Annotated in this window: 21 protein-coding genes; 8 read left to right on the top strand and 13 right to left on the bottom strand. The window is 45.8% G+C overall.

Features of this window, described 5'->3' with window-relative positions:
• Positions 1-45 precede the first annotated feature (45 nt).
• Complete coding sequence (locus GCHA_RS04985) at positions 46-1,008, bottom strand: NAD(P)H-dependent flavin oxidoreductase (protein WP_007985752.1); 963 nt, start codon at positions 1,006-1,008, stop codon at positions 46-48.
• A gap of 79 nt (positions 1,009-1,087) precedes the next feature.
• Positions 1,088-2,242: an acyl-CoA dehydrogenase family protein gene (locus GCHA_RS04980; RefSeq protein WP_007985744.1), complete on the bottom strand. Its 1,155-nt coding sequence runs from the start codon at positions 2,240-2,242 to the stop codon at positions 1,088-1,090.
• Between the two features lie 133 nt (positions 2,243-2,375).
• Here GCHA_RS04980 and GCHA_RS04975 point away from each other — a divergent pair, with 133 nt between their 5' ends.
• The gene (locus GCHA_RS04975; RefSeq protein WP_007985742.1) at positions 2,376-3,344 is read left to right on the top strand and encodes a GlxA family transcriptional regulator; all 969 of its coding nucleotides are present in this window, start codon (positions 2,376-2,378) and stop codon (positions 3,342-3,344) included.
• A gap of 199 nt (positions 3,345-3,543) precedes the next feature.
• On the opposite strand, the gene GCHA_RS04970 is transcribed toward GCHA_RS04975, so the two are convergent.
• Together GCHA_RS04970 and GCHA_RS04965 are read right to left on the bottom strand one after the other, a co-directional pair.
• Complete coding sequence (locus GCHA_RS04970) at positions 3,544-4,986, bottom strand: PepSY-associated TM helix domain-containing protein (protein WP_007985740.1); 1,443 nt, start codon at positions 4,984-4,986, stop codon at positions 3,544-3,546.
• Between the two features lie 3 nt (positions 4,987-4,989).
• Positions 4,990-5,517, bottom strand: a complete 528-nt coding sequence (locus GCHA_RS04965) for a hypothetical protein (protein ID WP_007985738.1) — start codon at positions 5,515-5,517, stop codon at positions 4,990-4,992.
• A 401-nt stretch (positions 5,518-5,918) separates the two neighbouring features.
• On the opposite strand from GCHA_RS04965, the gene GCHA_RS04960 reads away from it, so the two are divergent.
• Both GCHA_RS04960 and trpS read left to right on the top strand, forming a co-directional pair.
• Positions 5,919-8,009: a TonB-dependent siderophore receptor gene (locus GCHA_RS04960; RefSeq protein WP_007985729.1), complete on the top strand. Its 2,091-nt coding sequence runs from the start codon at positions 5,919-5,921 to the stop codon at positions 8,007-8,009.
• A 682-nt stretch (positions 8,010-8,691) separates the two neighbouring features.
• A complete protein-coding gene (trpS, locus tag GCHA_RS04955) occupies positions 8,692-9,714 on the top strand; it encodes a tryptophan--tRNA ligase (RefSeq protein WP_007985724.1) in 1,023 nt (340 codons plus the stop codon).
• A 267-nt stretch (positions 9,715-9,981) separates the two neighbouring features.
• Here the strand turns inward: trpS and GCHA_RS04950 are convergent, their stop codons facing one another.
• Entirely contained in the window at positions 9,982-11,052 is a 1,071-nt protein-coding gene (locus GCHA_RS04950; RefSeq protein WP_007985723.1) for an MBL fold metallo-hydrolase, read from the bottom strand.
• 207 nt (positions 11,053-11,259) lie between these two features.
• Between GCHA_RS04950 and GCHA_RS04945 the strand changes: the two genes are divergently transcribed.
• From GCHA_RS04945 to GCHA_RS04930, 4 genes are all read left to right on the top strand, one after another.
• Positions 11,260-11,919, top strand: a complete 660-nt coding sequence (locus GCHA_RS04945) for an NADPH-dependent FMN reductase (protein WP_007985721.1) — start codon at positions 11,260-11,262, stop codon at positions 11,917-11,919.
• A 381-nt stretch (positions 11,920-12,300) separates the two neighbouring features.
• The gene (locus GCHA_RS04940; RefSeq protein ID WP_007985719.1) at positions 12,301-13,977 is read left to right on the top strand and encodes an ABC transporter transmembrane domain-containing protein; all 1,677 of its coding nucleotides are present in this window, start codon (positions 12,301-12,303) and stop codon (positions 13,975-13,977) included.
• Complete coding sequence (locus GCHA_RS04935) at positions 13,974-15,002, top strand: efflux RND transporter periplasmic adaptor subunit (protein ID WP_007985717.1); 1,029 nt, start codon at positions 13,974-13,976, stop codon at positions 15,000-15,002. Before GCHA_RS04940 ends, GCHA_RS04935 begins: the two co-directional genes overlap by 4 nt.
• Positions 15,002-16,444, top strand: coding sequence for a TolC family protein (locus GCHA_RS04930; RefSeq protein WP_007985714.1), 1,443 nt, complete (start codon positions 15,002-15,004; stop codon positions 16,442-16,444). Before GCHA_RS04935 ends, GCHA_RS04930 begins: the two co-directional genes overlap by 1 nt.
• Here GCHA_RS04930 and GCHA_RS04925 read toward each other — a convergent pair.
• The 8 genes from GCHA_RS04925 to manD form a co-directional block, all read right to left on the bottom strand.
• Positions 16,441-16,674, bottom strand: coding sequence for a DUF2798 domain-containing protein (locus tag GCHA_RS04925; protein ID WP_496196112.1), 234 nt, complete (start codon positions 16,672-16,674; stop codon positions 16,441-16,443). The genes GCHA_RS04930 and GCHA_RS04925 overlap by 4 nt on opposite strands.
• Positions 16,675-16,944: 270 nt before the next feature.
• Positions 16,945-17,154, bottom strand: coding sequence for a DUF2798 domain-containing protein (locus GCHA_RS04920; protein ID WP_013754881.1), 210 nt, complete (start codon positions 17,152-17,154; stop codon positions 16,945-16,947).
• Positions 17,155-17,253: 99 nt separating this feature from the next.
• Positions 17,254-18,606, bottom strand: a complete 1,353-nt coding sequence (gene gdhA / locus GCHA_RS04915) for an NADP-specific glutamate dehydrogenase (RefSeq protein ID WP_007985712.1) — start codon at positions 18,604-18,606, stop codon at positions 17,254-17,256.
• Positions 18,607-18,641: 35 nt separating this feature from the next.
• Positions 18,642-19,022: a GreA/GreB family elongation factor gene (locus tag GCHA_RS04910; protein WP_007985710.1), complete on the bottom strand. Its 381-nt coding sequence runs from the start codon at positions 19,020-19,022 to the stop codon at positions 18,642-18,644.
• A 689-nt stretch (positions 19,023-19,711) separates the two neighbouring features.
• A complete protein-coding gene (locus GCHA_RS04905) occupies positions 19,712-20,752 on the bottom strand; it encodes a hypothetical protein (protein WP_007985707.1) in 1,041 nt (346 codons plus the stop codon).
• Between the two features lie 3 nt (positions 20,753-20,755).
• Positions 20,756-22,588, bottom strand: coding sequence for a sodium:solute symporter family protein (locus tag GCHA_RS04900; RefSeq protein ID WP_007985705.1), 1,833 nt, complete (start codon positions 22,586-22,588; stop codon positions 20,756-20,758).
• A gap of 11 nt (positions 22,589-22,599) precedes the next feature.
• The gene (locus GCHA_RS04895) at positions 22,600-23,739 is read right to left on the bottom strand and encodes a Gfo/Idh/MocA family protein (RefSeq protein WP_007985703.1); all 1,140 of its coding nucleotides are present in this window, start codon (positions 23,737-23,739) and stop codon (positions 22,600-22,602) included.
• Positions 23,740-23,790: 51 nt separating this feature from the next.
• Positions 23,791-25,008, bottom strand: a complete 1,218-nt coding sequence (gene manD / locus GCHA_RS04890; RefSeq protein WP_007985702.1) for a D-mannonate dehydratase ManD — start codon at positions 25,006-25,008, stop codon at positions 23,791-23,793.
• Between the two features lie 166 nt (positions 25,009-25,174).
• Between manD and GCHA_RS04885 the strand changes: the two genes are divergently transcribed.
• On the top strand, positions 25,175-25,563 hold a 389-nt coding region (locus tag GCHA_RS04885; protein ID WP_039992116.1), incomplete at its 3' end, for a LacI family DNA-binding transcriptional regulator.

The raw sequence follows: 25,563 nt of genomic DNA, 5'->3' as shown, positions 1-25,563 counted from the left end.
TGGGTATCTGTTTTTGTCTATTTTGTGATAACAGATTGCTCATGCTTATTTGCTCGCGCTTGAAAACGCCGGAGTCGCCACAGCGCTGCGATATTCTTCTTTGAGCTGCGCCACCAATTCAGTCATGGGCAGCACATGTTTAATGCCCGCCACACCATGACCTGCGCTCCAGAAATCCTTCCAAGCGTTGCTTTCCCCTAGGTCCAAATCCACATGGGTTTTCGCAGTAAATTTCGTTAAATCGACTCCCGCTCGTGCAATTGAAGGTTTTAAAAAATTGCACTTCACGCCGGTAAAGGTGTCGGTGTATATAAGGTCGCTAACTTGAGCGTCTACCAACATGGTTTTGTAATCCCCCTCAACTTCGGCCTCTTCAGTGGCGATAAAGCGGGTCCCCATGTAGCTAAAATCTGCCCCAAGCACTTCTGCTGCGCGCACCCCCATACCGTCATTAATCGCACCTGCCAGAGCTAAAGGGCCATTCCAGAACTCGCGAATTTCGCGCACTAACGCGAAGGGGTTAATTTCACCCGCATGCCCGCCTGCGCCCGCCGTCACTATGATGATGCCGTCAACGCCAGCTTGAATGGCTTTTTTGGCATGATCTGCGCGGATAACATCATGAAAAACCAAACCACCCCATTGATGCACTTCTTCAACCACCTCAGCTGGGTTACCTTGGCTAGTGATCACAAAGGGGACCTGATGTTTTTTAACCACAGCGCGATCGCTGCTGAGTCGAGTATTGGAAGGATGTACCACCAAGTTCACCGCAAAGGGCGCTACCGGCCCCTCTGGATTGGTTGCTATGTGTTCATCGAGCTCACTGCGAATTTGGCTAAGCCAAGTATCAAGTAAATCTTGTGTGCGGGCATTAAAGCTAGGGAACGACCCAACAATGCCATTTTTACAGGCGCTGATGACCAACTTAGGACTGGACACCAAAAACATGGGTGCACAAATCACAGGAAGGCTCAGTTTATTTTTAAATAAGGCAGGTATCGCCATGTTATTTTCCCTTGGTTTTTCCAGAGGTGACTACAAGTCAAGGACTCTCGTTCACAGGCTAGTGCTAACCCTTTGCCTACTAACGGCGTTTAGGGAAGATGTCCATGTGCTTAGCGATAATGCCCAGCATCATTTCATCACTGCCACCAGCAATGGATAAAATACGTGTATCTCGATACGCTCTGGCGATGGGGTTGTCCCACATAAACCCCATGCCTCCCCAATACTGCAAACAAGAATCAGTGACTTCTCGCCATAAACGCCCACTTTTGAGCTTGGCCATCGAGGCTAAGTAGGTCGCATCTTCACCATTTACGTGTTGTTGGCAGGCGCGCCATGTAAGGGCCCGCAGAGCTTCCACTTCAGTTTGTAGCTCTGCTAGGCGAAAATGCACTACTTGGTTGTTTAGTACCGGCTGACCAAATGTGTGACGCTCTTTGCACCACTCAATAGTGTTTTGAATCATGCGCTCCATCCCCTTGTGGGCACTTGCTGCAGCGTACATTCGCTCTTCTTGAAATTGCATCATCTGCATGGTGAAGCCTTTATTTTCTTCCCCTATACAATGACGTTTGGGTACCCGGACATCGTTAAAAAAGATTTGCCCAGTGTCGCTGGCACGCATACCTAATTTGTTCAGTGGTTTTGAAATTTCGATCCCTGGGGTATCAAGAGGTACCACTATCAAGGATTTATTGGTATGCACATTCCCTTCACTGGTATTGGCTAACAGGCAGATCCAATCAGCTTGCGTCGCATTGGTTATCCACATTTTACTGCCGTTAATGACATAATCATCGCCGTCACTTTTTGCCGTAGTTTTGAGCCCAGCCACGTCGGAGCCAGCCCCTGGCTCACTGACACCAATACATGCGACCATTTCCCCCGCTACGGCAGGCGCTAAAAACTCTCGCTTAAGTTCATCGCTACCAAAACGCGCCAAAGCCGGAGTCGCCATATCCGTTTGCACACCAATTGCCATAGGGAGTGAACCGCCATACGCACGGCCCAATTCTTCAGCAAAAACCAAGTTATAGCTGTAATCGAGTCCCGAACCGCCAAACGCTTCAGGTTTGTGGATGCCTAATAAGCCCAAGTCTCCCATTTTTTTAAACAAGGAATGCAAAGGGGCAATACCTGCGTTTTCCCATTCTTCGACAAAAGGATCCATTTCGTTATCGACAAAATTTTTAACGGTTGTTCTAAGGGCATCGTGCTCTTGGGTAAGCTGCATTATTTTCTCCAGGCTCAGCATCAGTGTCCCTATCTTAAAGTTGTAAAATTTCTGTTAACAGCGTGACTCAGGTCATTTAACTGGCCATTTGGGCCAACTTTGTAAATAATGCCGAATAGCACTGGAGATCAAAATGCTCAAACACGTTACATTATTTGCCAGCGAAAACGCCATGGGCCTTAGCTTAGGACTAACTCACGATGTATTAGCCTTTGCCTCTACCTTACAAAAGCGCCTACTTGGCCCGCCCATTGATATTTCGTTGGTGACGGTAGATGGAGAGCCCACGACCACCTTTAGCGGTTTAGCCATTACCCCAGACTGCGCATTAGAAGCAGTGCAAGATACTGATTTGATTATTCTGCACAGTATATGGGGCGAGGTGGATACGCTGCTGACACAACAAGCAGCGCTTTACCCTAGGCTGCGCGCATGGCACAAACAAGGTAAACCCATTATGGCTGCGGCGACGGGGGCTTACTTTCTGGCGGAGGCAGGGCTACTAGATGACCGAATAGCCACCACCCATTGGCATAAGCAGGCAGACTTTGCAAAACGTTATCCAAAAGTGAATATTCGCCCCGAGCGATTCATTACAGCCACGGGGGAGATTTATTGTTCAGCAGGCATGAACGCAGCCATGGAAAGTATGGTGTATTTGATTTCGCGCTTATCATGCCCACAAGTAGGAGAGGCGGTAGAGCACGCTTTTTTAGTCGATTTTCGCAGTGGCTATTCAGGCGAATTCACCTCTATGGGTCATCAAACCTACCATCAAGACGATGATATTTTAGCTATACAGCAGTGGCTAGAGATCCACTTTATGGCACCCATTAGTATTGAGACGTTAGCGGGTAAGGCGAATATGAGTACCCGTACCTTCAAGCGGCGCTTTAAAGAAGCCACAGGGGAAACGCCCTTGGGCTACATTCAGCAGCTAAGAGTTGAGCAAGGAAAAGAATTTCTAAAGCACAGCGACAAGAGTGTTGAGGAAATATCTTGGCTAGTCGGCTACCAAGATGCGGGGCATTTTAATCGTTTGTTCAAGCGTAGCTATGGTAAAAATGCCTCTTCTTGGCGACAACACTATCGTCAGCACTAACGTTACGCAGTAGTTGTGCCATTGCGCATTAATAACTGCCCCCTCAGAATTCATCCAGCGGTTATTAAACAAGGGGTCGCTTTGCCGTTATGGCCGTTGCCGCTCAAATAGTAAGAAAGCAGAGCAAAAGCCGCTGGGACATTCCTTTCAAGATGCATTAAATAGCACCGGCACGTTGCTGATAACAGCACCAGCGCGACTAAGGGCGAGCTTGCCGGCCCCCTTTAAGCAATAAGTAAATCGCAAATAAAGCCAGCGGGATATTCAACTGTAGCGCCGCTATGTTAAAGGCCGCAATACCCGATTTAGCGGTGTACGCAGCAACCAGTGCCAACAAAGATACTGCTAGCGCTTGCTTTAGTCTGGCCACCCACAATTGTACATTTTGCTGTCGCGCTGCAATCGCTAGGGCCACTACTAAACCCAGCCAGATAAACAGGTCTAAGCGTACGTGAATGAATAAGTTAAGTAGCGCGCTTACGCTTAATATCAGTGGTGTGCCCCACACAAAGGTTGGCCACCATAGATTAATGACGTCCGTGGTTTTGCGTTTATTGAGCCAAATATTAATGCCTGTGGCTGATACCACCGTTAGCATCATACCCAGCACAAAATACAATAACTTACTGGCATTCCCTGCAAACTCACCAAAGTGCAGACGATACATCGAATAAATCACTTGCTTGGCCGTTTCACCGTCGCGATATCCAGCCGTTTCGATAAAGTTACCTTGAACATCAAATCGATAATTTTCGGAATAAATAAGCCGACCAGGTTGTTTCACGAAAAACTCAATAAACTGCCCAGGTGTATCTGGCTCGTGTACCGTTAAAAATAACGGGCTACCTTCAGGATTGTGCTGGCTTATATACTCCATTGCTCGGCCAATTTGCGGCCTTTGCAGAGGCTGCTCAAGCACTGGCTCAGGTGTAAATAGCTCGTCCATAACGGCTTGATTATCGCCGCCGTAAAACGCTTGTGACGCCAGCCCAATCAATACGGTTGTTAATCCGAAATAAGCTCCTGTTACGCCGATCATGATGTGAAACGGAGCTGCCCACACACTAAAACGATTATGCAAATCAATATTTTCTTGCAGCCCTGGACCACCGCGGCGAAAACGAAAAGCGTCTTTAATAATTCGAGGATGAGCAAGAAAGCCAGATAAAATAAGTGCGCATAACAATGCCCCAAACGCACTAACCACAATCATGCCGAAGCTTTTGGGCAGATGCAGATAGAGGTGCAAATCCACCAGCATTTTTGTCCAATTTGATTGCTCAACTTCACCTAAGGAACCGTCTGGGTTCACAAAATGAGCAACATGGTCATTTTCGACCACCACCCGCGGAATGCCGGAACCTGGAAAGACCACATACATATGCTCTGTATCCTCAGGGTAAGTATCGACAAAGTTGTCGTAGGCTTTATCAATCGCCTGTATATCTACTTCTGTGGTTTCAGGTATTTGAGGTTGTTCCCATCGCTCTAACTCTTGATGAAATACCGCCAACGTACCTGACAAACAAATAATGTACATAAACGCACTGACAAATAACCCCAACCAAGCGTGGGCAGAGAGCGAACGTTTACTGATGGATGGCGTGTTTACTAGGTTTGCGCTTTGATCTGAATTTTTCATAAATTAAACAAATAGATAAATGCTAGAAGCAAGTGAAACAAACGCACTAAACAGTAAGGGCGTACGTGTTTTCGAAGAAGCTAGATGCCAGAACGACAAGCCAGACCACACCAAAGGAATAATAATCACCCCAGCGGCTAATTGATTCGGCCTCTCAAGTGGCAGTAAATCAAGAGCGGCAATGACCAGCAAGCTGCTGACCAACATCAATAAGATGAGGTGGTACACAATGTAGCCGCTATTTTTAAGCAGCTTTTTGCCGTTAAACTGAGTCTTTTTATACTGCCTATCGATGTGCTTGGGTGGCTGCGTTTTTTGCTCGCGAAGAATACCCAACCAGACATAAAGCGCAGGTAAACCAAGGGCAAACACAGTACCAAACTCAGGCCCTAAATCCATAACCAGTAATGGCACGGTAACGAATAAGCTAACCCACCCTGCTAGGGCGGCGAATCTATTATTTTGCTTCCAGCTGATATACAGCAGGTAGCTGCCTATTAAGCCTAGCGCTATTGCGAGTAACAGTATCATTGGGTTTCCGTCGTTTTTATTATAAGTAAACCTAGGGTATTGGCGGGCTAAAAGAGCGACTCAATGCGGCTAAAACGAAGAGCATCTTAGGCTAACAGAGTCTCGCCAGCATCCATCAGATATGCGATATCCGATATCCGATATCCGATAGCATAACAAATGAACGCTTAGCGGCTATTTCATACACTGCAAAGCCAATAGCTTGAGCTAAAAGTTAATAATAATGATTCCTATTAGTACTGTAAAGTTGTTTCTTTTCACTATATTACGACGCTAAAAACACTATCTACCTTCGAAATCACTTAAACCACCATGTAAATACAAATCATTATCATCAGCAATTCCATTCATGTATACTTCTTAGCTCGATTTTTCATATATTGATAACAACAGGAACCCACATGAAGCCGCACACCTTATTTAGCTTGTCTTTACTGACACTTGCCATGCAAACACACGCCCAGGACAAAACTGACACCCAGGAACAACAAGAAGTCAGCGAAGTAGAACACTTACTTATCTCTGGTGTACGTCAAGACAGAATTAGCGAAGGTGCCACCGGTTTAACTATGGATATCAGCGAAACGCCGCAATCCATTAGTGTTATCACCTCTGACCTAATGGCAAATTTCGCCACCTTTAACATCAATGACGCCTTGCGCTTAGCGACAGGCGTAACCGTTGAAGCATGGGAAACTAATCGTACTAACTACTCATCTCGTGGTTTCGAAATCAAAAACTCCCAAATTGACGGCGTAGGGCTACCCAATGATTGGGGCATAGTCACTGGTGCAATCGACGCATACGGCTACGAAAGCATCGAAGTCATTCGTGGTGCCAATGGTTTGTTAACCGGTGTGGGCAACGCATCAGGCACCATCAACTATGTGCGTAAACGCCCTACCAATGAAACAGGCGGCGAAGTGAGTGTTATTGCAGGCTCTTATGATTTCAAACGCATTCAAGGCGATTACAACACCTTACTTACCGAAGACGGCCGCTGGGCAGCGCGCTTTGTTGTAGCCGCTGAAGATAAGAACTCCCATCTTGATGGTTTATCTGATGACTTAGGTTACCTCTACGGTGTTGTTGATGGTCAGCTAACGGACCATTCCACCCTGACTGTCGGAATATCTCATCAAGACGCCAACACTGATGGCAATTTATGGGGCGGCTTAGTATTTAATTACACAGACGGCACGCAAGCACAGTGGGACGACAATGACACAACGTCCCAAGAATGGACCATGTGGGACACCATCAACACCAACGCATTTGTAGAGTTTACCCACCAAATTAACGACAGCTGGCGTCTTGATGTGAACTATCACAAACGCTATTTCGAAGAACAAGATAAGCTTTTTTATGCTTATGGCAGCATAGACAAAGAGACCAATTTAGGACTTTACGGTTACCCTGGTCGCTATGACTCAGAAATTGATTCCGATTTAATTGAAGTAAAAACATCAGGATTTTTTACTGCGTTTGGCTTTGAACATGAAGCGACAATGGGTGTTAGCTATGCGCAAAGTACCGACACGATGTTTAACTACGCAACCGATCTTGCCGAAGAAGCATGGGGCGCACTGCCCGCTTTCCCTTACGCTCTTAACACCATCACCGAGCCTGATTGGCAAGAACGCACACTGTATTCAGAAATTAAGCAAAACCTAACCCGCATCTTCGGTTCAAGCAAAATTACCTTAAGCGACAACTTGTTTATGATCGCCGGTGTAAATGCCATTGATTTCGAGCGCAGTGGCGACAATAGCGGTACCACAATCGATAACAGCGAGAGTGAGTTAAGCCCTTATTTAGGCTTTACGTATGCCATAACCCAAGACATCAATGCCTACGCGAGTTATTCAGATATCTACCAGCCACAAGAACAATATGACATCACAGGGCAATACCTTGACCCTACTAAAGGTAAAAACACCGAAGCGGGCATAAAAGTACAATGGATGGATAAATCTCTTTTAACGACCTTTGCTTACTTCACTGCTGAACAAGAAAACCTTGCATCATATGCTGGCATTAACCCTGATAACGGTCAGTTTTACTATTATGGGGTTGATGTTGAATCGACTGGGTTTGAAGTTGAAATCACCGGGCAAGTTACCGAAAACCTTGATCTTGTTTTAGGCTATACCAACATCGAAATCGAAGATACTGACGGCCAAGATGCCAACACTTGGGCACCTCGTGACTACGTTAACTTTTCGATGAATTACTCTGTTCCTGCACTACCTGCCCTGAAAGTCGGTCTAAATGGTCGTTGGCAATCAAAAACCAAGAACACCGATTACAACGTAACCCAAGACAGCTACTTTTTACTCAATGCATACGCAAGCTATGACATTAGTGACAGTTTGACGGTAAAAGCAAACTTGAACAACGTAACAGACGAAAAGTACATTAGCAGCCTACATAGCTCGTTTTACTACGCAGCGCCTATCAATGGCGTAATCAGCGCGACTTACGCCTTTTAACACCAGGCACTATTTATAGCGTGCTAATCAACAGCAAAAAGGGCAAATTGAGTTTGCCCTTTTTGTTTTCTCGCTGCATATCGTTACACCTTTGCCATCGCTATCTGAATACACCTTAACGTGATCTGGTAGGTTGGATGAAAAGGCTGTTATTCAAAGTGAGCGCCGAGTAAGTGAAAAAAGCCGCAGTTGCGGGCACTTATTAAGGTTATACCATTCCACGTTAATAAGTGATCACTCAGCGAGAGTTTAAAAGGGCTTAAACAAGGCGCATGACTGACAGCTCTTTATTAAAAGAAAACTAGTTCTCTTTCGAAGTCATGCAAAGCAGTGTAAGCCCTTTTAAAACTCGCCTGCAAGGAATGCCCCAGCGGCTTTTGCTCTGCGTTCTCATTATTTGAAAGGGAACAACCATTACTACATAGCGACGCCTTAATCAAAAACCGCTGGACGCATTCTGAGACGGTCACTTATTAATGCGGATTGGTATTATTGAGGCGCTCCAATTATTTTGCTAGGCTTGAAGTCATGAAAATATCATTCATTCATATTACATCTATCAAGTGGTGGCGCTCACTCTGAGCGGCACAGAATTCGTACATTCTTTTGCTGCTGGACGGTAGCTAAGTTTGTATTTTCTTTATATCTCCAGTGGCATTTTTTATTGACCTAGAGATATATCATGAAAAATCAACTACCCACAAAACGAGAAACTATTCTTACTGGCGACAGAGCCACTGGCCCACTTCACTTAGGTCATTATGTTGGTTCGCTGAAGCAACGCGTATCCCTGCAAGACAGTCACGATCAAACAATCCTTGTCGCTGATATGCAAGGGCTGACAGACAACGCAAACAACCCTTCAAAGGTGTCATCCAATATACTAAACGTAGTAGCTGACTACTTGGCTGTTGGCATAGATCCAACGAAAACCACTATTTGCCTGCAATCTCAGCTACCAGCCCTTGCTGAGCTAACAATGTATTACAGCAACTTGGTCACTATCGCGAGACTTGAGCGTAATCCAACCGTGAAGAGTGAGATAAAAAGCAAAGGCTTTGAGCGTTCGGTTCCCGCAGGTTTCTTAACGTATCCGATCTCTCAAGCGGCAGACATCACAGCATTTAATGCTACATTGATTCCTGTTGGTGATGATCAACTGCCAATGCTTGAGCAAACGAATGAAATCGTCAGAAAGGTAAATTCGTTGGCAGGTAAGCCTGTGCTCAATGAATGTCGGCCATTACTAAGCCAAACGTCACGATTGCCAAGCACAGATGGCAAAAACAAAATGAGTAAGACAATGGGCAACGCCATTAACCTTGGCGCTTGCGAAAAAGAGCTAAGAGCTGCTGTGCGTAGTATGTACACTGACCAAAATCACCTGAGAGTTGAAGATCCAGGTCAAGTGGAAGGAAACATTGTCTTCACTTACTTAGATACTTTTCATCCAGATACAGAGTATGTAAGCCAACTTAAAGAACATTACCAACGTGGTGGTCTTGGCGACGGCGTGACAAAGAAGATCCTTGAAGAGTGCCTGCAAGAGTTATTGAAGCCAATCCGTGAGCGCAGGGAACAGTACCTGAATGACAAATCACAGTTAATAGATATATTGCGCACGGGTAGTGAAATCTCTCGGCACAAGACGAACATCACTCTTCATAGTGTGAAAGATATCTTTGGTTTGAATCCATTTTTCTAGTCAAAAACGACTAAGCTAGTTCGGCTAGCAAATGTACGCACATACCGACATCATGTGTACATTCTAACGAAGGCCTAAATGTAATTATTAAATAGAGATAAAGCCGAACGTCATGAATTTAAGTCGCCTATCAGTTCAGGATCAAACCTATTGGTAGCAACGTCACAATCAGATATGAGCTATTGCGCACTGCATTGTTAACGCCAGTCCAAACGCAGTTCCCTTATAGCTTTGCTCTTTTACGGACGGCTTGGCTCTGCTTCGGGCTTAACCTATAGCCCTGTCAGCTAAGTCGTAATCCATCAAGGTAAATACATAGTGGCCGTCTTGGTTGGTCTTTCGGCTGACTTGGTTGTCGAAATACAAATAGTTAAGGTGCGCGAGTGCTTCGGCAATGGCGAAGAACATATTGTGTTCGTTCAATTCCCGTTTAAATAACACAGGTAAACATTCTTTAATGGTTTTACCTTGGGCGCAGAACGCTTTTAAGTTGGCTAGATGCTCATAATGGTGCTCAATCAGTTCATCAACCCGTTTATGCAGCCCAATAAAAGGTTGCTTGTGTGATGGCAAAACCAGTGCGTCGCTGGGCAGGGTTTTAAACTGTGGCAAGGTATCTAGGTACATTTTTAAAGCGTTAGCGTTTGGCTCTGTGCTGTAAACACCTATGTTCGGGGTAATAATTGGCAATACATGGTCGCCTGAAATCAACACCTTAGTGGCAGGGTTAAACAAGCATACATGCTCTGGTGAGTGCCCCCGGCCAATCATAACGCGCCATTGATGCTCGCCTATGGTTAGTTCGTCACCTTCTTGTAAACGTTCATGATGCACAGGAATAGGCCGAATAACCTGCCCTACTCCTTTATTAGTTTTGCGCTTTTCACTGGCGCTGGCAACGTACTCAGGCGACATGCCGCAGCGCACTAAATACTCATCATCTTGCCAGTCTGATGCGCCTCTGCTACCCGCACTCATGGCTCTGCCCACAAAGTATTCAGAATGACTCATGTATAAAGGCGCGCGAAATTTATCGACTAAGTAGCCTGCCATACCAATATGATCTGGGTGCATGTGCGTCACAATGATTTTGGTTAAGGGCACATCCAGTTTGCTCAGTAAGCTATCCCATAACTGTTGGGTTTTACTTACCCCAATGCCAGTATCAATCAGTGCGTAACCTTTCTTGCCCGTGGCTCGGTCATTGTCTTCAAGCAAATATAAGTTGATATGATCCAGCTCGAACGGCAGTGGCATGCGCAACCACAAAATACCAGGTGAGACTTGCTGCCACTCACCCGGCTCAGGCGCTTGTACATCAATAAAATCGATCGTCATTGGGCGTACTCCACAATTTTTATCATCCTATTACAATCAAGTTTTACCTCGATCACCACGCACAACGATGAATCATTAACTATCAAAGCCTTGAATAGCACACTATCGATTCAGCCCAGAAGATGAAATACTGAGGCCTGCGTAAATATAGCTGGCAGCATAACGGTATTGCCCCTCGTTCGACTGATTAAAAATGGAGGTAACATTATGAAATTTTTAGTATTTTTGGGCACAGTGCGTGATAGCACACCGCCTCGTCCTGCTCGCCTTGGGCTGAGGGTCGCAAAGGCCTGTATGGCCTGTTTAGACACGCGTTTTAATGAGCATGAGTTTGAGCTAATTGATGCACTCGATTACCCACTTGAGCCTGTGTTCAAGCCCCATTTTGCCTACGCGAAAAGTAAAGCGCCAACAGTGTTAAATGCTCTGGCTGAAAAAATTTCCGCCGCCGATGGCTTCATTATGCTAAGTCCTGAGTACAACCACACCGTGAGCCCAGCATTAACCAACTTACTCAACCATTTTGGTAGTTCATTGTTTTCTTATAAGCCTAGTGCCATTGTCACTTATTCTGCTGGGCAATGGGGTGGCATGCGCGCGGCTGTAGGTATGCGAACGTTTTTGTCTGAGCTTGGCTGCCTGCCGGTCTCAGCCATGATCCACGTCCCTAAAGCGCAAGATGTGTTTACCGAAGATGGCAGGCCAGAATCAGGTGAAGATCAAGCGTCTTGGTTCGACTATTTTGCCCGTACATTTGGTCAATTGGCGTGGTGGGCCCAGGCCTGTAAAACACACAGTGAAAACGTAAACCCTCACGACATGCTCAAAACATTTAACACCACACCCGGTGAGCGAAATGCGCCTTAAATCAAAATCGCTGGACGTATTCTGACGGGGTTCTAATTAATGAAATTGGTATACCAGCCTGAGGATAAAATCACTCGACTAATTGAGAATTTTGACAAGAATTTGGCAAAAAAGAGTGCCTACAAGATAAAGTTCTCATTTGTAAACTGAACTGAATCATCATAATTCCAGTATTAAGCACCTTAATTAAGAATAAATTTTATATACTCAGGGAATATAGCCCATTTAAATATCTGAAAGAAATCAGTAAGCTATCTGAAGTGATGCTGCTGCCAAGCAAGTGCCACTATTGAGTATTACTGTGAGAGCTCAGTTTTTATAAAGTTAACAACATTGAAATTCACCGTGTATTGACGCTAACTTATTCGAGACGAGCCCAAAATGTCCCCCAAAAATATTGATTTAGTTAACTTGCGCCAAACCTTGTTTGCGCTGTTAAAACCAGAACGTTCTTTTTTCGCGGTCGTTATCGCTTACAGTGTGGTCATTGGCCTGCTGACGTTGGCCGTTCCTATCGCGGTGCAAACCTTAATCAACACCATTGCCAATATAGCGTCAACGCGAGCCGTGATCACTCTGGCGATTGTTTTGTTCAGTACCTTGCTGCTTTCCGGGTGCTTCGCTGCCCTGCGCATGCGAGTCATGGAATATTACGAAAGGCGCATTTATGCTCGCCTAGTGGCTGATCTAAGTCTGCGCACTATATTAGCGCCCCATAGCTATTTTGAAGGCAGTCAAAACACCTCGATCACCCATCGTTACTTCGACATCATGACGCTGCAAAAAAATATTCCCAGCTTGATGATTGATGGCATTGCCCTGATTTTACAAATGATCGTTGGCTTTACTCTCGTTTCGTTTTACCACCCGTTTTTGCTCGCATTTAACTTGTGCGTAATTTTAATTATGTATGTGATTTGGCGGCTGTGGTCGACACAAGCCAAGGTAACAGCTGTGCATCTATCAGCGTCAAAATACTCCACAGCAAAATGGCTAAGCAACTTGGCGTCGGCCAATGACTTCGTAAAATCGTCTTCTCAGTTCGATTATGCCGGGCAGAAAACTGAGCGTTACGTATCGGAATATGTTGATAACCACTCTCGCCACTTTTCATTTACCTTTAAGCAAGTCGTTATGTTCTTAGTGCTTTACGCACTGGCTAGCTCTGCGTTGCTTGGCTTAGGCGGCTGGTTAGTAATAAGCGGGCAGTTGTCTATTGGGCAATTGGTGGCTGCAGAATTGATTATGGCAGCGGTATTTTTAGGCTTATCTCGCTTCAGCCACTATTTAAAACTCTATTACGAATTATATGGCACGGCAGACAAAATCGGTGGCGCTATCAATATGCCACAAGAAGCGCTAGAACAAACTCCCAAACCTGCCCCAGCCGGCGGCGCATTAGATTTCAACAATGTCGTTATTCGGCGCAAAGATGAGTCATGCCTGATCAATAAACACATCGCCCAAGGCGATAAGTATTTTGTATCGACTCAGTCCAACTGGACTCAGCGCACCATAGTCAACTTGCTCAAGCGCTATGAAACCCCGTCATCTGGGTGGATAAACTTAGATAACAACGACTTATCTGATTATGACACTTACGATTTACGCCAAGCGGTGTTCGTATTAGATCGTTCACTGATTATTGAATGCACCATCGAGGAATACATACAAATGTGCGCGCCCGGTGTATCCACCAGCGATATCAACATTACCCTTGAAAAAGTGGGCTTAACGGAAGTGATTAGCGCGCTTCCGCAAAAACTAAAAACGCCGATATCCCCAGTAGGAACACCGCTACAGCCCCTTGAATTTATATTGCTTAAATTAGTCGTGGTAATGCTTTCAAAGCCCAAGGTGTTGGTGATTAATCAACATTTTGACGCGATACCCACCACCAGGCGCGAGCGTATTTTAGGGGTTATTCAAGATACCGACTTAACCGTTTTGTATTTCTCTAACGCCCCCACAACGGCCTTTTTTAATGGCACGATCGAGCTTGAAAGCAAGAAGGAGCCTCAACACAATGGGGCTAAACGTCAGGAGGTGAGCCAATGAGCAACGCACACACTGACTTTATGGGCGCGATGAAAACCTTAAACAGCTTAAAGGTACCCAGAACCCACAAAACGATTATCTGGTTGGTGATCACGTTAGTAATAGGCGCTGTTCTTTTACTTACGTTTACCCCTTGGGTACAAACAGCCTATGGTACTGGCTCGGTAAATTCCCCTGACCCGCTCTCGCGCATTCAACCTATCTCGGCGCTGCTCAATGGCCAAATTGAAACATGGCACGTCAGAGAGGGCGACCAGGTTAAAAAGGGCGAGCCCATCGTCACTTTAGTAGACGTAGACTCTGACCGTCTTGAAAAGCTACGCTCGCAGCAAGTTGCGGCCAACCAGCGTTATGTATCAAATAAGCTCTCTGTGCAAAATGCATTAAGTAACCTGTCACGGCAAAAAAAGTTACTGCAAGAAGGGCTGGTTTCCCAAAAAGAAGTGGAATCTGTCGAAATCGCATTAGAAAAACTCAAGGCCGAAGCGGCTAAAACAGAAGAAGATCTAGACACCTTAAAAATGAGCCTCGCCCGCCAAGAAACGCGCACTAAATTTGCCCCCGTAGACGGCACAGTCGTTAGGCTTCAGTCAGGCGGCAGTGCAACCTATGTCACAGCGGGCAGCATTTTAGGCTGGTTTGTACCCGCCAACGTTGAGCGCCAAATTAGTATCAAAATTAACGGTTTAGATGCCGCGCTTGCCACCAAAGGTAAGAAAGTGCGCATTCAGTTTGAAGGCTGGCCGACCTTCCAATTTAGCGGCTGGCCCGGTATGTCAGTGGGCACCTTTGAAGGCGTAGTATCCTTTGTTGAACCTGTTGCAGATCAGTTTGGTATGTTCACCGTATGGATTGCCCCAGTCAATACCACCGTTGCTTGGCCAGAGCATGAAAGCGCACGCTTGGGCAGCCGAGTTCGTGCCTGGATACTGCTAGAGGAAGTCAGGCTTGGCTACGAGTTATGGCGACAGCTTAACAACTTCCCACCTGTTCGCACCGACCAAACCGAAGGAGGCGCAAATTAATGTGCCGGCTCGTGGTTTATAGCTTACTACTATTTGGTTTTTGTCCATCATCGAGCGCCTTAACCTTGCAAGAATACTTATCGCAGGTGGCTAAAAACCACCCAGAAATATTGGCCATTGATGCCACCACAGGTCAATACCAAGCTGATATTCAATACGCTGACGGTGCTTATGATGCAAAGCTAGAGCACAACAGCTTTTCTCGGGTAACAGGGTATTACGATGGGCTGCAAGCTGCGCAAAAATTCTCTAAACCCCTTGAAGCGTACAATGCTGAAATTTTCTCTGAATACCGTATTTCTGATGGCGACTTTCCTATATACGAGCAGGAGTACGCCACCTTGTCTGGGGGCGAAGCCTCTGTCGGGGTAAAGCTGTCGTTGCTTCAGGGTAGAGAAACCGATAAAAATCGCACGGCCATGACCAATGCACGGCTCAAATACAAAATGTGGAACGAAGAAGCAAAACTAGCCCAAAGCGAATTCTATTATTCAGCCATATTGGCCTATTTAGATTGGGCCGAAGCACTAAGTTACTACCATAAAATTGAGCAACTCGTCACGGTGAGCCTAAATCGACAAGCAGGCATTAAAACGCGAGTCGCAGAAGGGGACGTAGCCGAAATTGAGCTGCTTGAGTTTGAAACCAGATTATTAGAGCGCCAATCTGCATTGCTTGCTGCTGAGCGTAAGGTGCAAGGCAGCTTGCAAAAGTTACGCTACTACATGCACAGTGCGCATCTTCCAGATAGCCAAGCTATGCAGTCGATAAACGCATCACAGATTGCATGGCCAAAGGCATTCAACGAAGCAATAATCACCGGCGGCCCTACAAAGCACCCGGCTTTGACCGCTAAAGCCCACGAGATGCAAGTACTAAAGCAAAAAATGCGCTTAGCAGAAGTGGCGCTACTACCCAAACTTGATATTGAAGCTAAAGTCGCAAGAGACATAGGTTCGGGCCCCACGTCTTTGCAAGACACTGAAACCAAGATAGGCCTGTATTTTTCGGTTCCGTTTGAGCGCTCACAAGCGAAAGCGAAAAAGAGCAAAACACAGTTCGAAATAAGCGCCCTTGAGCAGAAAACCAACGCCCTACAACGCTCGATTGATGCCAAGTTACAAGAGCGCTTGGTTAACTTGTCTTATGCTAAGCGTTTACACAAGATGCAAGAACAGCAGGTCATTTTGTCTCGTAAGCTGTTTGAACAAGAACAGCGGCAGTTTGAATTCGGCTCGAGTGATTTTTTCATGTTAAACAATCGAGAAGCTGACGCATTTCAAGCAGAGTTAAAAGCCCTCACCGCACGTATCAATGTTTACCGTGAAGCACTGGCCATCTTAAAAATAAATGCTGTGCTCGACCACGCTTTTATTCAGCAAACACTCACAGCTAGGGTGTTGAATACGGACAGCCAATCCGGTTTTAAGACTATGCCTTAGCTCGCCAGAAACGCTTCCATTTTCGGTTTTATCAGCAACGTCATTATAGGTGAAAGCACCAAAGCGACCGGTAATACCATTAAATAACTCGCCAAAAAGGCCTGACTAAACTGCTGCAGGTCACCTAAACCGATATTACGGTAGGTGGTGCTAAGCGCCATGATAGCTTCCATACTAAGCGCCATACCAAAGCCAAAAATCAGATTTTTATGTAAACTTGATAAGCGCACGAATACCGTTTCAACTACTTTATACCAATCCGCATTAATAAGTGACCTCCTCAGAATGCGTCCAGCGGTTTTTGATTAAGGCGTCGCTATGAAGTAATGGTTGTTCCCTTTCGAATAGTGAGAACGCAGAGCAAAAGCCGCTGGGGCATTCCTTGCAGGCGAGTTTTAAAAGGGCTTACACTGCGTTGCATGACTTCGAAAGAGAACAACTATTCATTCAGTCATGCGCCTTGTTTAAGCCCTTTTAAACTCTCGCTGAGTGACCACTTATTAACGTGGAATGGTATTATTCATTGCCCACATCACCGCCACACTCGTTGGGAAAATAACGCATACAGCTTGAACAAACGAAAGCGCCCATTGACGGGTAAATGCGTCGCTAAAGCCGATGTTCGAATACGTCATGACACCAGTGAAAGCGCCACCGACTAGTGTGACCATAGCGGTCACGAGTAAAATCTTCTTTAACGTTTTTGACATAGCGCTCACCAAAATCTGACGAAAAGGGTTGGTTTTATAAACGCAAATAACAAACATATAGTTGATATTGTCAACTATATGTTTGTGTGCTTACTAACTTCACACCACCCCTTGTTCAATCATTGCATCCGCTACCCGGCGAAACCCCGCAATATTAGCGCCTAATACCAAGTTGCCCTCGCAATCAAACTCTCTCGCTGTTTCATTGGCCGCGACAAATATATTCTTCATGATCTGTTTCAGGCGTTGGTCTACCTGTTCAAAGGTCCATGTTTGCATACTGGCGTTTTGCGCCATTTCTAACTGACTGGTCGCTACGCCTCCAGCATTCGCCGCCTTACTTGGACCATAAGCAATGCCTGCATTTAAAAAGGCATTAACCGCATCGTTAGTAGACGGCATATTCGCCCCTTCTGTCACTAAATGGCAGCCGTTTTCCAGCAACGTTTCGGCATCTTTTAGCGTCAGTTCATTTTGAGTAGCACAAGGGAAAGCAGCATCAGCTTGATAACGCCAGACTGTGTGGCCGTCACTCGGATAATCAGCCGCTGGGGTATGCACTGCCTCTGAGTAGGTATTAAGATATTCGACTAAGTCGCAGCGACGCCCTTCTTTAAGGCGCTTGATTAACTTCAGGTCTATTCCGCTTTCGTGATAGAGCGTGCCGGATGAGTCACTGCAACTTATCGGGGTAGCGCCAAGCTGATACAGTTTCTCCATGGCATAAATAGCCACGTTGCCAGCCCCCGATACCAAACAGCGCTTACCTTGTAGATTATCGCCACGCTCTTCAAGCATGTAATTCGCAAAATAGACGGCACCATAACCAGTGGCCTCTTTACGTGCCAGTGACCCACCCCAAAGTAAGCTTTTACCGGTCAGTACCCCTTCGTATCGGCCTGTTAAGCGTTTATATTGGCCAAACATGTAGCCAATTTCTCTGGCTCCCACGCCTATGTCGCCCGCAGGTACATCGCACCTAGCGCCTATATGTCGGTAAAGCTCATTCATAAAGGATTGACAAAAACGCATGATCTCAGCATCCGAGCGCCCCTTAGGATCAAAGTTAGCCCCTCCTTTTGCTCCGCCGAGAGGCAGTTCTGTTAACGCATTTTTAAATATCTGCTCAAAGCCGAGAAACTTCATAATCCCTGCGTTTACCGAAGGGTGAAAACGTAAACCTCCTTTGTAAGGGCCTAGTGCTGAATTGAATTCAACCCGATACCCTTTGTTCACTTGAATGTTGCCCTGATCATCTACCCATGGCACGCGAAACATGATTTGCCGCTCAGGCTCAACAATACGCTGGATAATCGCTTGCTGTTGATAACGCTGGTTCTTTTCAAGCAATGGCTCAAGCGAGTTTAATACCTCTTCAACTGCCTGATAAAACTCCGTTTGTGCCGGACTACTGCGCTTCAAATCCGCTATCGTTTGCTCAATATATGTCATCAATTACCCTCTTTGTTTCGCTGATGTTGCTTGCTTTAACGTTTGTTACTTTCGACATTGATAATTTCCACGGATTGCTCACCGCGTTGAGTTTGCCATGTAATACACTGCCCTGTGCTAAGACCAATTAGGGCTGAACCTATGGGGGCAAACACCGAGATACTATCTTCATACTTAATGGTGTCATGTGGCAGACACAAGGTTTTGGTAAATATTTTCTGGCTGTCTAGGATTTTGAAAGTGACCTTACTGCCAATTGCGACAACGTTTTCTGGTAAGTCTTTACAAGCGACTATGCTCGCTCGGTCTAACTCGTTTTCAATCGCTCGTACAGTATCTGCAGGTAATTTAGCGCGCTCCAGTTGGTATTCGAGTTCAGCTAAATCGGCAGTTGAAATAATAATATTGGGTTGCATCTTAGTAACCTCTGTTCTTTTGTTTTACAAAAAGAAGCTCTTGAGAGCCTCTGACTTTAACTGATTAGTTTTATTTCGATTGGCAGCTTGAACACGTTCTTTAAAAGGGTAAATAAACCCGCTTTTAAAACGTCAATTCAGCTAGATAAAACACGGTTTTTAAGGGCCTAAAAACACCCATAACGACGGCTGATTTTCTAACCGTACTGCTAACAAAAACAAAGGAATAAACAGGGGAAATCTGCCGAGCGTAAGGACTACGCTCGGCTTAATTTGGTAAGGTGAGTAAGCTACTCTTTATGAAGTTGATGTCGCTATTTTTGAACATTCTTTCTGAACACTTTTTTTGAACGTTATCTTTGAGCATTATTTTTTTCGAGCATTACGCCCTTAAGGTATGAGGCTGATAATAGCCCGCAAAAAATATAATTCAATAGAAAAGAATGCGGTATATTTTTAACTCCGTATTAGGTGGCGCCAAATTGGCCATACTCCTCACTGACTTCACCACACGATGCGCTGCCCCACACGATGCACTACGCCACACGATGCTCTAAGTCACGAGAAAGACTGTGCCCTGGGTCATTGACGGCTCAATGCAGAAAATCTGCAAAACAGAGCCCCTAATACCGACAATCTCAAGGCAGAGCCTCCAAGACAGCGAGCCCTCGTGTCAATGAGCCCTCGCACTATTGAGCAATAAGATGGCTCACGGTTTCTTCAAGGCTCTCATAACCAGTTGACTCAACAAATCCCAATGAAAAGCGCCGCGGTGTGTTGAGGAACTTATCTTTATTGCTGCGCCCAAACCCTAGCACCGTCATGTAAGGGCGACTAACGTAATTGTCTGGGTGCTTGTCTTCTGATTGATCGGGCGCTAGCTGCTCTGCACCGCGCTGAAGGTCATCTTCATGATGAAGTAAATACAACATACGCTGAGAGTTCGCATCACCAAAGGCAAACCACTCTGGGCTGGGTAAATCACCAATAAATGATTCGTTAATGGGGTGACGCTGGTTGTCGGCTGAGTTGTACCAAAAGTCACTTTCGTCCATCAACCCACCTGGAACACCTTCATATTGCACCCAGTAATGATAACCTGGGCTCACTTTCGCCATCGTAAAATCGCATCTGTCTGGGTAAAAATCCCAGTTCGCTTGCCACTTACCATTGCCCGACGTGAAAACAATTTGAACATGCTCAGGGGTTTCAATCGTCACCCGAGACGTGGAAGGCGCTGTACCTGCATTCATCGCATGAAAATAACTGCCATCTTGTTTATGAATTGCATTAGGAAAGCCGCGGTATTCCCCCTTCCAGCCTGAGCCCGCAACATTATGAAAGCCTATCCAATCAACACCGTCTGTGTCGAGCATGCTGGATAAGCCCCCGCCTTCTTTTTCAAGATAAAAAATCGCGTTTGAGATAGTGACAATATAAGCACTAAGACCACCAGCGGATTCATCAACCCCATGGCGTAAGTGCACCGCTTTAGTCTCATCGTTGCCTGTCGCTTTAATGTCACTCGCGTTTTTTTCAGCATTTTGTTCAGCTTTTTGGCTAACAGCGCCATTTTCAGGCACAGCGTGGCAACCCAGATTTAGCATTGCTGCTATTAGCAGAATAAAAACCTGATTTACTCTGCTAACAGTCAAGCCTCTAGGCGCTAACTTGGATACCCATGGCGCTATTGAACCCTTTCCTTCATTTACACATCTTGTGTCAATCATTGCTTAGCGCCCTTCTTCTGGGTTGAAACGCTCGCTAGCTTGGCTTTTTTCTAGCGTGGCCGTTTCTGATTGAGCATTTTTCAGAGGGATATTTTTAGGCTTGGCACTATTTTTAAGCAAATATCCCATCAGTAATATAGTGCTTGCACATAAACCGAAGACCAAACGCCCCCACATAGGGTTAGGTATAAGCATCATCACGAACACGCCCGTTCCCATGAACATCACCATTGTGCCCAACTTATGACGTTGCTGTTTGTCATATTCATCTTGCTCGAAATCGGCAATCACCGGGGTTTCAAGATCCCTAAAGAAGCTATCTGTGCCGGCTTTATGGTCATCTCGGGCCTCTTTGTAGAACAAGGACGTTGAACAAAAGAAACCAGCAGTAATCACTAAGTGCGCGGCGATGGTGATCATCAAGTTCACGTCAATCGACTCCCGTCGCGTAAGTGCTTGCTCTAGCCCTATCCCATTAGCAAAAACCTCTGGAGTAAGCACATTCGCAGTCAACCAAGATACAAACATACCTACTATCACTGTCGCCCACGGCGCCCAATTGGGGGTTTTCTTGATAAACAAGCCAAATATCAGCGGTACCAGTAAAGGTACTTGCACCATCACAGAAACGCTCATCATCAACTCAAACAAGCTGAGCTCTTTGAGTGATTTAAAGAACAAGGCCACCACAATAACCAGCACCCCGCTGATAAAGCTCACCCAGCGGCTGACATTAAGTAGCTGTTTATCGCTCACGTTCTTGTTCTTTTTAAGTAACAACGGCTGATAAATACTGCGCACAAAAATACCGGCGTTTTTATTCAGCGCTGAATCCATGGACGACATGGTTGCCGCGAATAGCCCAGCTAATAGCAATCCCACCGTGCCAATCGGCATGGCATTGCGGGTAAATACTAAGTACACGGCATCAGCGGCTTTGTTGCCTAACTCAGGGTAAGACGCCGCCGCATCAGGGTATAAAATGGCAGACGCCCAAGGCGGTATGAACCACACTATGCTACCAACGCCCATCAATACCATGGCGAGCAACGCTGCCTTGCGCGCATTGTCGGAGTCTTTAGCGTTTAAGAATCGAAACGCATCATGCATATTCATGATGGTGATCATTTGTTTGGCTAAAAAGAAGATAAACGTACCGACTAAAATCGCCCCGTAATTCATGTCTGGGCCCATGACAAAATCGGTCGGGAAGTTTTGCACAAGCTCAACTGGGCCGCCCACCATCACCAGCGCAACAATGGCACACGCAACAGAAATCACTGCCACAATAAGGGTTTGCACAAAGTCAGAGGCAACAACTCCCCAAGCACCAGATAACACGGAAACAAACACCACGGTAAGCCCAGTCACAATAATGGTCAGAGTAATATCCGCTTCAAATACCGCGCTGGCGAACACCCCTAAGGCGTTTAGCCAAACCCCAGCATTGATAAAGCTAAAAACAATTAACGCCCAAGAGAAGAACTGCTCGTTTTGACTACCAAAGCGCCGTTTTATACCTTCTGTTGGCGTATCAACTCGCATTTGGCGAAAGCGAGCTGAGAAATAAGCCCAACCGCAGAAGTAAGCAAAGGTGTTAGCAAAGAACACCAAACTAATGGCAAAGCCGTCTGTGTAGGCTTTACCCGCTGCACCGGTAAAGGTCCAAGCGGAAAATTGCGCCATAAACGCAGTTGAGCCGACCATCCACCACAGCATGCGCCCACCACCACGAAAGTAATCACTGGTGGAGTTTTTCGCCATATTTTTAAAGGCAAAGCCGATGCCTAAAATCAGTATGAAATAACCCGCGATAACCAAGTATTCATAAAACATGGGATTGCCTTTTATTGCAGATGACTAACGTCAACCCAATTATCATTTTCGCGAATAATATCAATTAGTTGCTGATATTGAGCACCTTCTTTAAAGGTCTGATATGGTGCGACTTTTTCCCCTCTAATATCGTTAACCAACTCACGAATAAGGTAGCGCCAGTTACGCTCGGTGTCGCCTTCACCTTGCGGGGTGTTATCAACGATATCGTCCGGTAACGGCAGTCGAGTCCATTGGTTATTTGAATCATAGAAATACAAGGGGCCGCTGCCATAATGGCCTTTGATGTATATAGCGCCCTTGCTGCCGTAAATAGCAATATGATCTTCATTGAAGCGCGGATGCAAGCCGCCATGTTTAAACAACACAGACACTGACTTTTCAGCCAACTCAGATTCGAGTTTCGCCAGAACGGTATATGACCATTCCACATTTGATTCTCCCCATTTTAGTTCTGGGTCATTGAGATCATCAGGAATAAAGTCCCGGCGTTTTTTGAAGTTATGTACGCCTTCCACTATCGGCGCTCGGCCTAGATCATCCCGCACTTCGCCCATAATCGACAAAATCTTCTCACCGATAATCGAGGTAACAATCGACAACTTGTGGGTGAAGTTGTTACTTAAGCGCCCACCGCCATCTTCTTTGCGGTGTGACCAACCAAATGGGATATCTCGCTCTAAGTTAAAATGCGATATGCATTCCACTTCTAGCGGTTCACCAATTGCTCCAGCTGCCACTATACGCTTAGCGTAAATAACGTCAGGCATATATCTAAAGCTGGCAGCAAAGGCAGTTTTTACCTTCTTGGCAACGGCTAATTCGTGCAACTTCTTAGCCGACTCGCCAGTCGCGGTTAAGGGCTTATCACTAAACACATGGCATCCAAACTCTATGGCTTGGGTAATCGCCTCTTCGTGGGCGCCGCCAGGTGTGGCTATCGACACCACATCAGGCTTGCATTGCTCTAACGCTTGCTGCCAATCTGTTCCGGCGAACGGTATCTCCATGTCTTTGGCGACTTGCTCTACCACGCTTTGCGTTCTGCCAACGATGCCAACCACTTCAGCTCCTACAGACCTAAACGCCTCTGCGTGCCCTTGCCCAGCGAAACCTGTGCCTTGAATCAATACTTTTATACTTTTACTCATGCTTTTTATCTCTACTTATCAAAGACTAAATTCATAATCAAAAATGCCAAATTACCAGTTCCACACAGTGCCATCTTCAAGTCGACTCACGGGCAAATAGGAACGTTTATAGGGGTATTCTTTCGCGGCTTCTTCGTCAAACTCGATACCTAAACCTGGCGCTTCACTGACATTGGCCAAGCCATCTTTCACTTCAACTGTGTGCTTAAAAATTCGCTTAGAGTGCTCATTGCCAAAACCAACAAACTCTTGAATACCGAAATTAGGCGCCCATAAATTCAAATGCATGTGAGCGGCAAAGCACACAGGGGAGAGGTCCGGCGCACCGTGTGGCGCAGTTTTCACGTTATAAACACTGGCAAAGTCAGCAATACGTCGCAAAGGTGTAATGCCCCCGGCGTGGGTGGCCGCAACGCGAATGTAATCAATGAGCTGATTTTGAATAAGATCTTTGCAGTCCCAAATGGTGTTGTGGGTTTCACCTATGGCCAGCGGCGTGGTGGTATGTTGGCGGATCACCTTGTAGCTATCTTGGTTTTCAGCGATAGAGGCATCTTCCAAAAACAGTAAATTGTACGGTTCCAGCAGCTTGCCTAAACGGGCTGACTCGATGGGAGTTAAGCGACTGTGCACATCATGCAACAGGTGTACGTCATTGCCGAAGCGCTCTCTGGCTTGCTTGAATAAACCAACCACCATATTGAAGTACTTTTGGGTTGACCAGTCTTCTTCTGGCGGCAAAGGGCGGTTACCCTGCAACTCAAAATAATCTGCTTTGTCACCAAGCACGCCGTAAGTCACATTCAAACCGGGCACTGCGCATTGCAAACGCACTGCTTTAAAACCTTGAGCGATATGCTCAGCGGTTTTATCTAGGGTATCTTCTATGGTTTCACCACTGGCGTGAGCGTATAGGGTAACGCCGCGTCGGCTTCTGCCGCCTAACAACTGATACACTGGCATATTGGCCGCTTTACCTTTTATATCCCACAAAGCCATATCGATCGCCGCGATGGCAGCCATATTCACCGCGCCCTTACGCCAATAAACGCCCCTGTAAAGATACTGCCAAATATCTTCGATGTTATGGGCGCCTCGACCAATTAAGCACGGCGCTACGTGCTCTTCTAAGTAAGCAACCACTGCCATTTCACGACCATTAAGTGTTGCATCACCAAAACCGTATATCCCTTCATCCGTCATCACCTTAACGGTGACAAAGTTCCGGCCGGGATTACAAACAAATACTTTCACCTGTGTAATTTTCAACTGACGCCCTCTTGATCTAGTTATTCTATAAACCACTTTTTGCATACCGTTTGGCTGATCAAATTGTGTATTACAAAATCAACTAAACCGGTTTAGTTGAACAAGTTAGCATAATCTTGCACTATGTCAACATAGCGCTATTTAACCTAATCGTAGAAAATTCCCCATGGCAAAAGTTAGACTAATCGATGTTGCTCAGCTTGCTTCAGTATCAAAAAGCACGGTATCTCAATACCTTAACGGCCGTTTTGACTATATGTCGAAAGAGACTCAAATACGTATTCGAGCTGCAATTAAAGAATTAGATTATGTGCCCAACCCCATTGCCAGAAATCTAAAGGCCGATAAAACCAAAACGATAGGCGTGATAGTGCGTGATATAACGGGTTTTGACACCAGCAGAACGATTCGCGGAGTAGACGATTTTTGCAAAAATAACGATTATAACGCACTAATTTACAACACAGATTTCGACCCAGAAATCGAAGCAAAATCGCTCGAAGCCCTTTATCAAATGCGGGTAGACGGCATTATTATCGCGTCTTCAGGTAAGAA

It is taken from the genome of Paraglaciecola chathamensis S18K6 (genome assembly GCA_000314955.1).
Lineage (GTDB): Bacteria > Pseudomonadota > Gammaproteobacteria > Enterobacterales > Alteromonadaceae > Paraglaciecola > Paraglaciecola chathamensis.
The sequence above is the reverse complement of the archived record's forward strand: the minus strand, read 5'-3'. Positions and strand labels throughout refer to the sequence as shown.

Excerpts from the sequence above, each read along its gene's own strand:
- GCHA_RS04985 (WP_007985752.1), bottom strand. The coding sequence starts at position 1,008 with ATGGCGATACCTGCCTTATTTAAAAATAAACTGAGCCTTCCTGTGATT.
- GCHA_RS04980 (WP_007985744.1), bottom strand. The coding sequence starts at position 2,242 with ATGCAGCTTACCCAAGAGCACGATGCCCTTAGAACAACCGTTAAAAAT.
- GCHA_RS04975 (WP_007985742.1), top strand. The coding sequence starts at position 2,376 with ATGCTCAAACACGTTACATTATTTGCCAGCGAAAACGCCATGGGCCTT.
- GCHA_RS04970 (WP_007985740.1), bottom strand. The coding sequence starts at position 4,986 with ATGAAAAATTCAGATCAAAGCGCAAACCTAGTAAACACGCCATCCATC.
- GCHA_RS04965 (WP_007985738.1), bottom strand. The coding sequence starts at position 5,517 with ATGATACTGTTACTCGCAATAGCGCTAGGCTTAATAGGCAGCTACCTG.
- GCHA_RS04960 (WP_007985729.1), top strand. The coding sequence starts at position 5,919 with ATGAAGCCGCACACCTTATTTAGCTTGTCTTTACTGACACTTGCCATG.
- trpS (WP_007985724.1), top strand. The coding sequence starts at position 8,692 with ATGAAAAATCAACTACCCACAAAACGAGAAACTATTCTTACTGGCGAC.
- GCHA_RS04950 (WP_007985723.1), bottom strand. The coding sequence starts at position 11,052 with ATGACGATCGATTTTATTGATGTACAAGCGCCTGAGCCGGGTGAGTGG.
- GCHA_RS04945 (WP_007985721.1), top strand. The coding sequence starts at position 11,260 with ATGAAATTTTTAGTATTTTTGGGCACAGTGCGTGATAGCACACCGCCT.
- GCHA_RS04940 (WP_007985719.1), top strand. The coding sequence starts at position 12,301 with ATGTCCCCCAAAAATATTGATTTAGTTAACTTGCGCCAAACCTTGTTT.
- GCHA_RS04935 (WP_007985717.1), top strand. The coding sequence starts at position 13,974 with ATGAGCAACGCACACACTGACTTTATGGGCGCGATGAAAACCTTAAAC.
- GCHA_RS04930 (WP_007985714.1), top strand. The coding sequence starts at position 15,002 with ATGTGCCGGCTCGTGGTTTATAGCTTACTACTATTTGGTTTTTGTCCA.
- GCHA_RS04920 (WP_013754881.1), bottom strand. The coding sequence starts at position 17,154 with ATGTCAAAAACGTTAAAGAAGATTTTACTCGTGACCGCTATGGTCACA.
- gdhA (WP_007985712.1), bottom strand. The coding sequence starts at position 18,606 with ATGACATATATTGAGCAAACGATAGCGGATTTGAAGCGCAGTAGTCCG.
- GCHA_RS04910 (WP_007985710.1), bottom strand. The coding sequence starts at position 19,022 with ATGCAACCCAATATTATTATTTCAACTGCCGATTTAGCTGAACTCGAA.
- GCHA_RS04905 (WP_007985707.1), bottom strand. The coding sequence starts at position 20,752 with ATGATTGACACAAGATGTGTAAATGAAGGAAAGGGTTCAATAGCGCCA.
- GCHA_RS04900 (WP_007985705.1), bottom strand. The coding sequence starts at position 22,588 with ATGTTTTATGAATACTTGGTTATCGCGGGTTATTTCATACTGATTTTA.
- GCHA_RS04895 (WP_007985703.1), bottom strand. The coding sequence starts at position 23,739 with ATGAGTAAAAGTATAAAAGTATTGATTCAAGGCACAGGTTTCGCTGGG.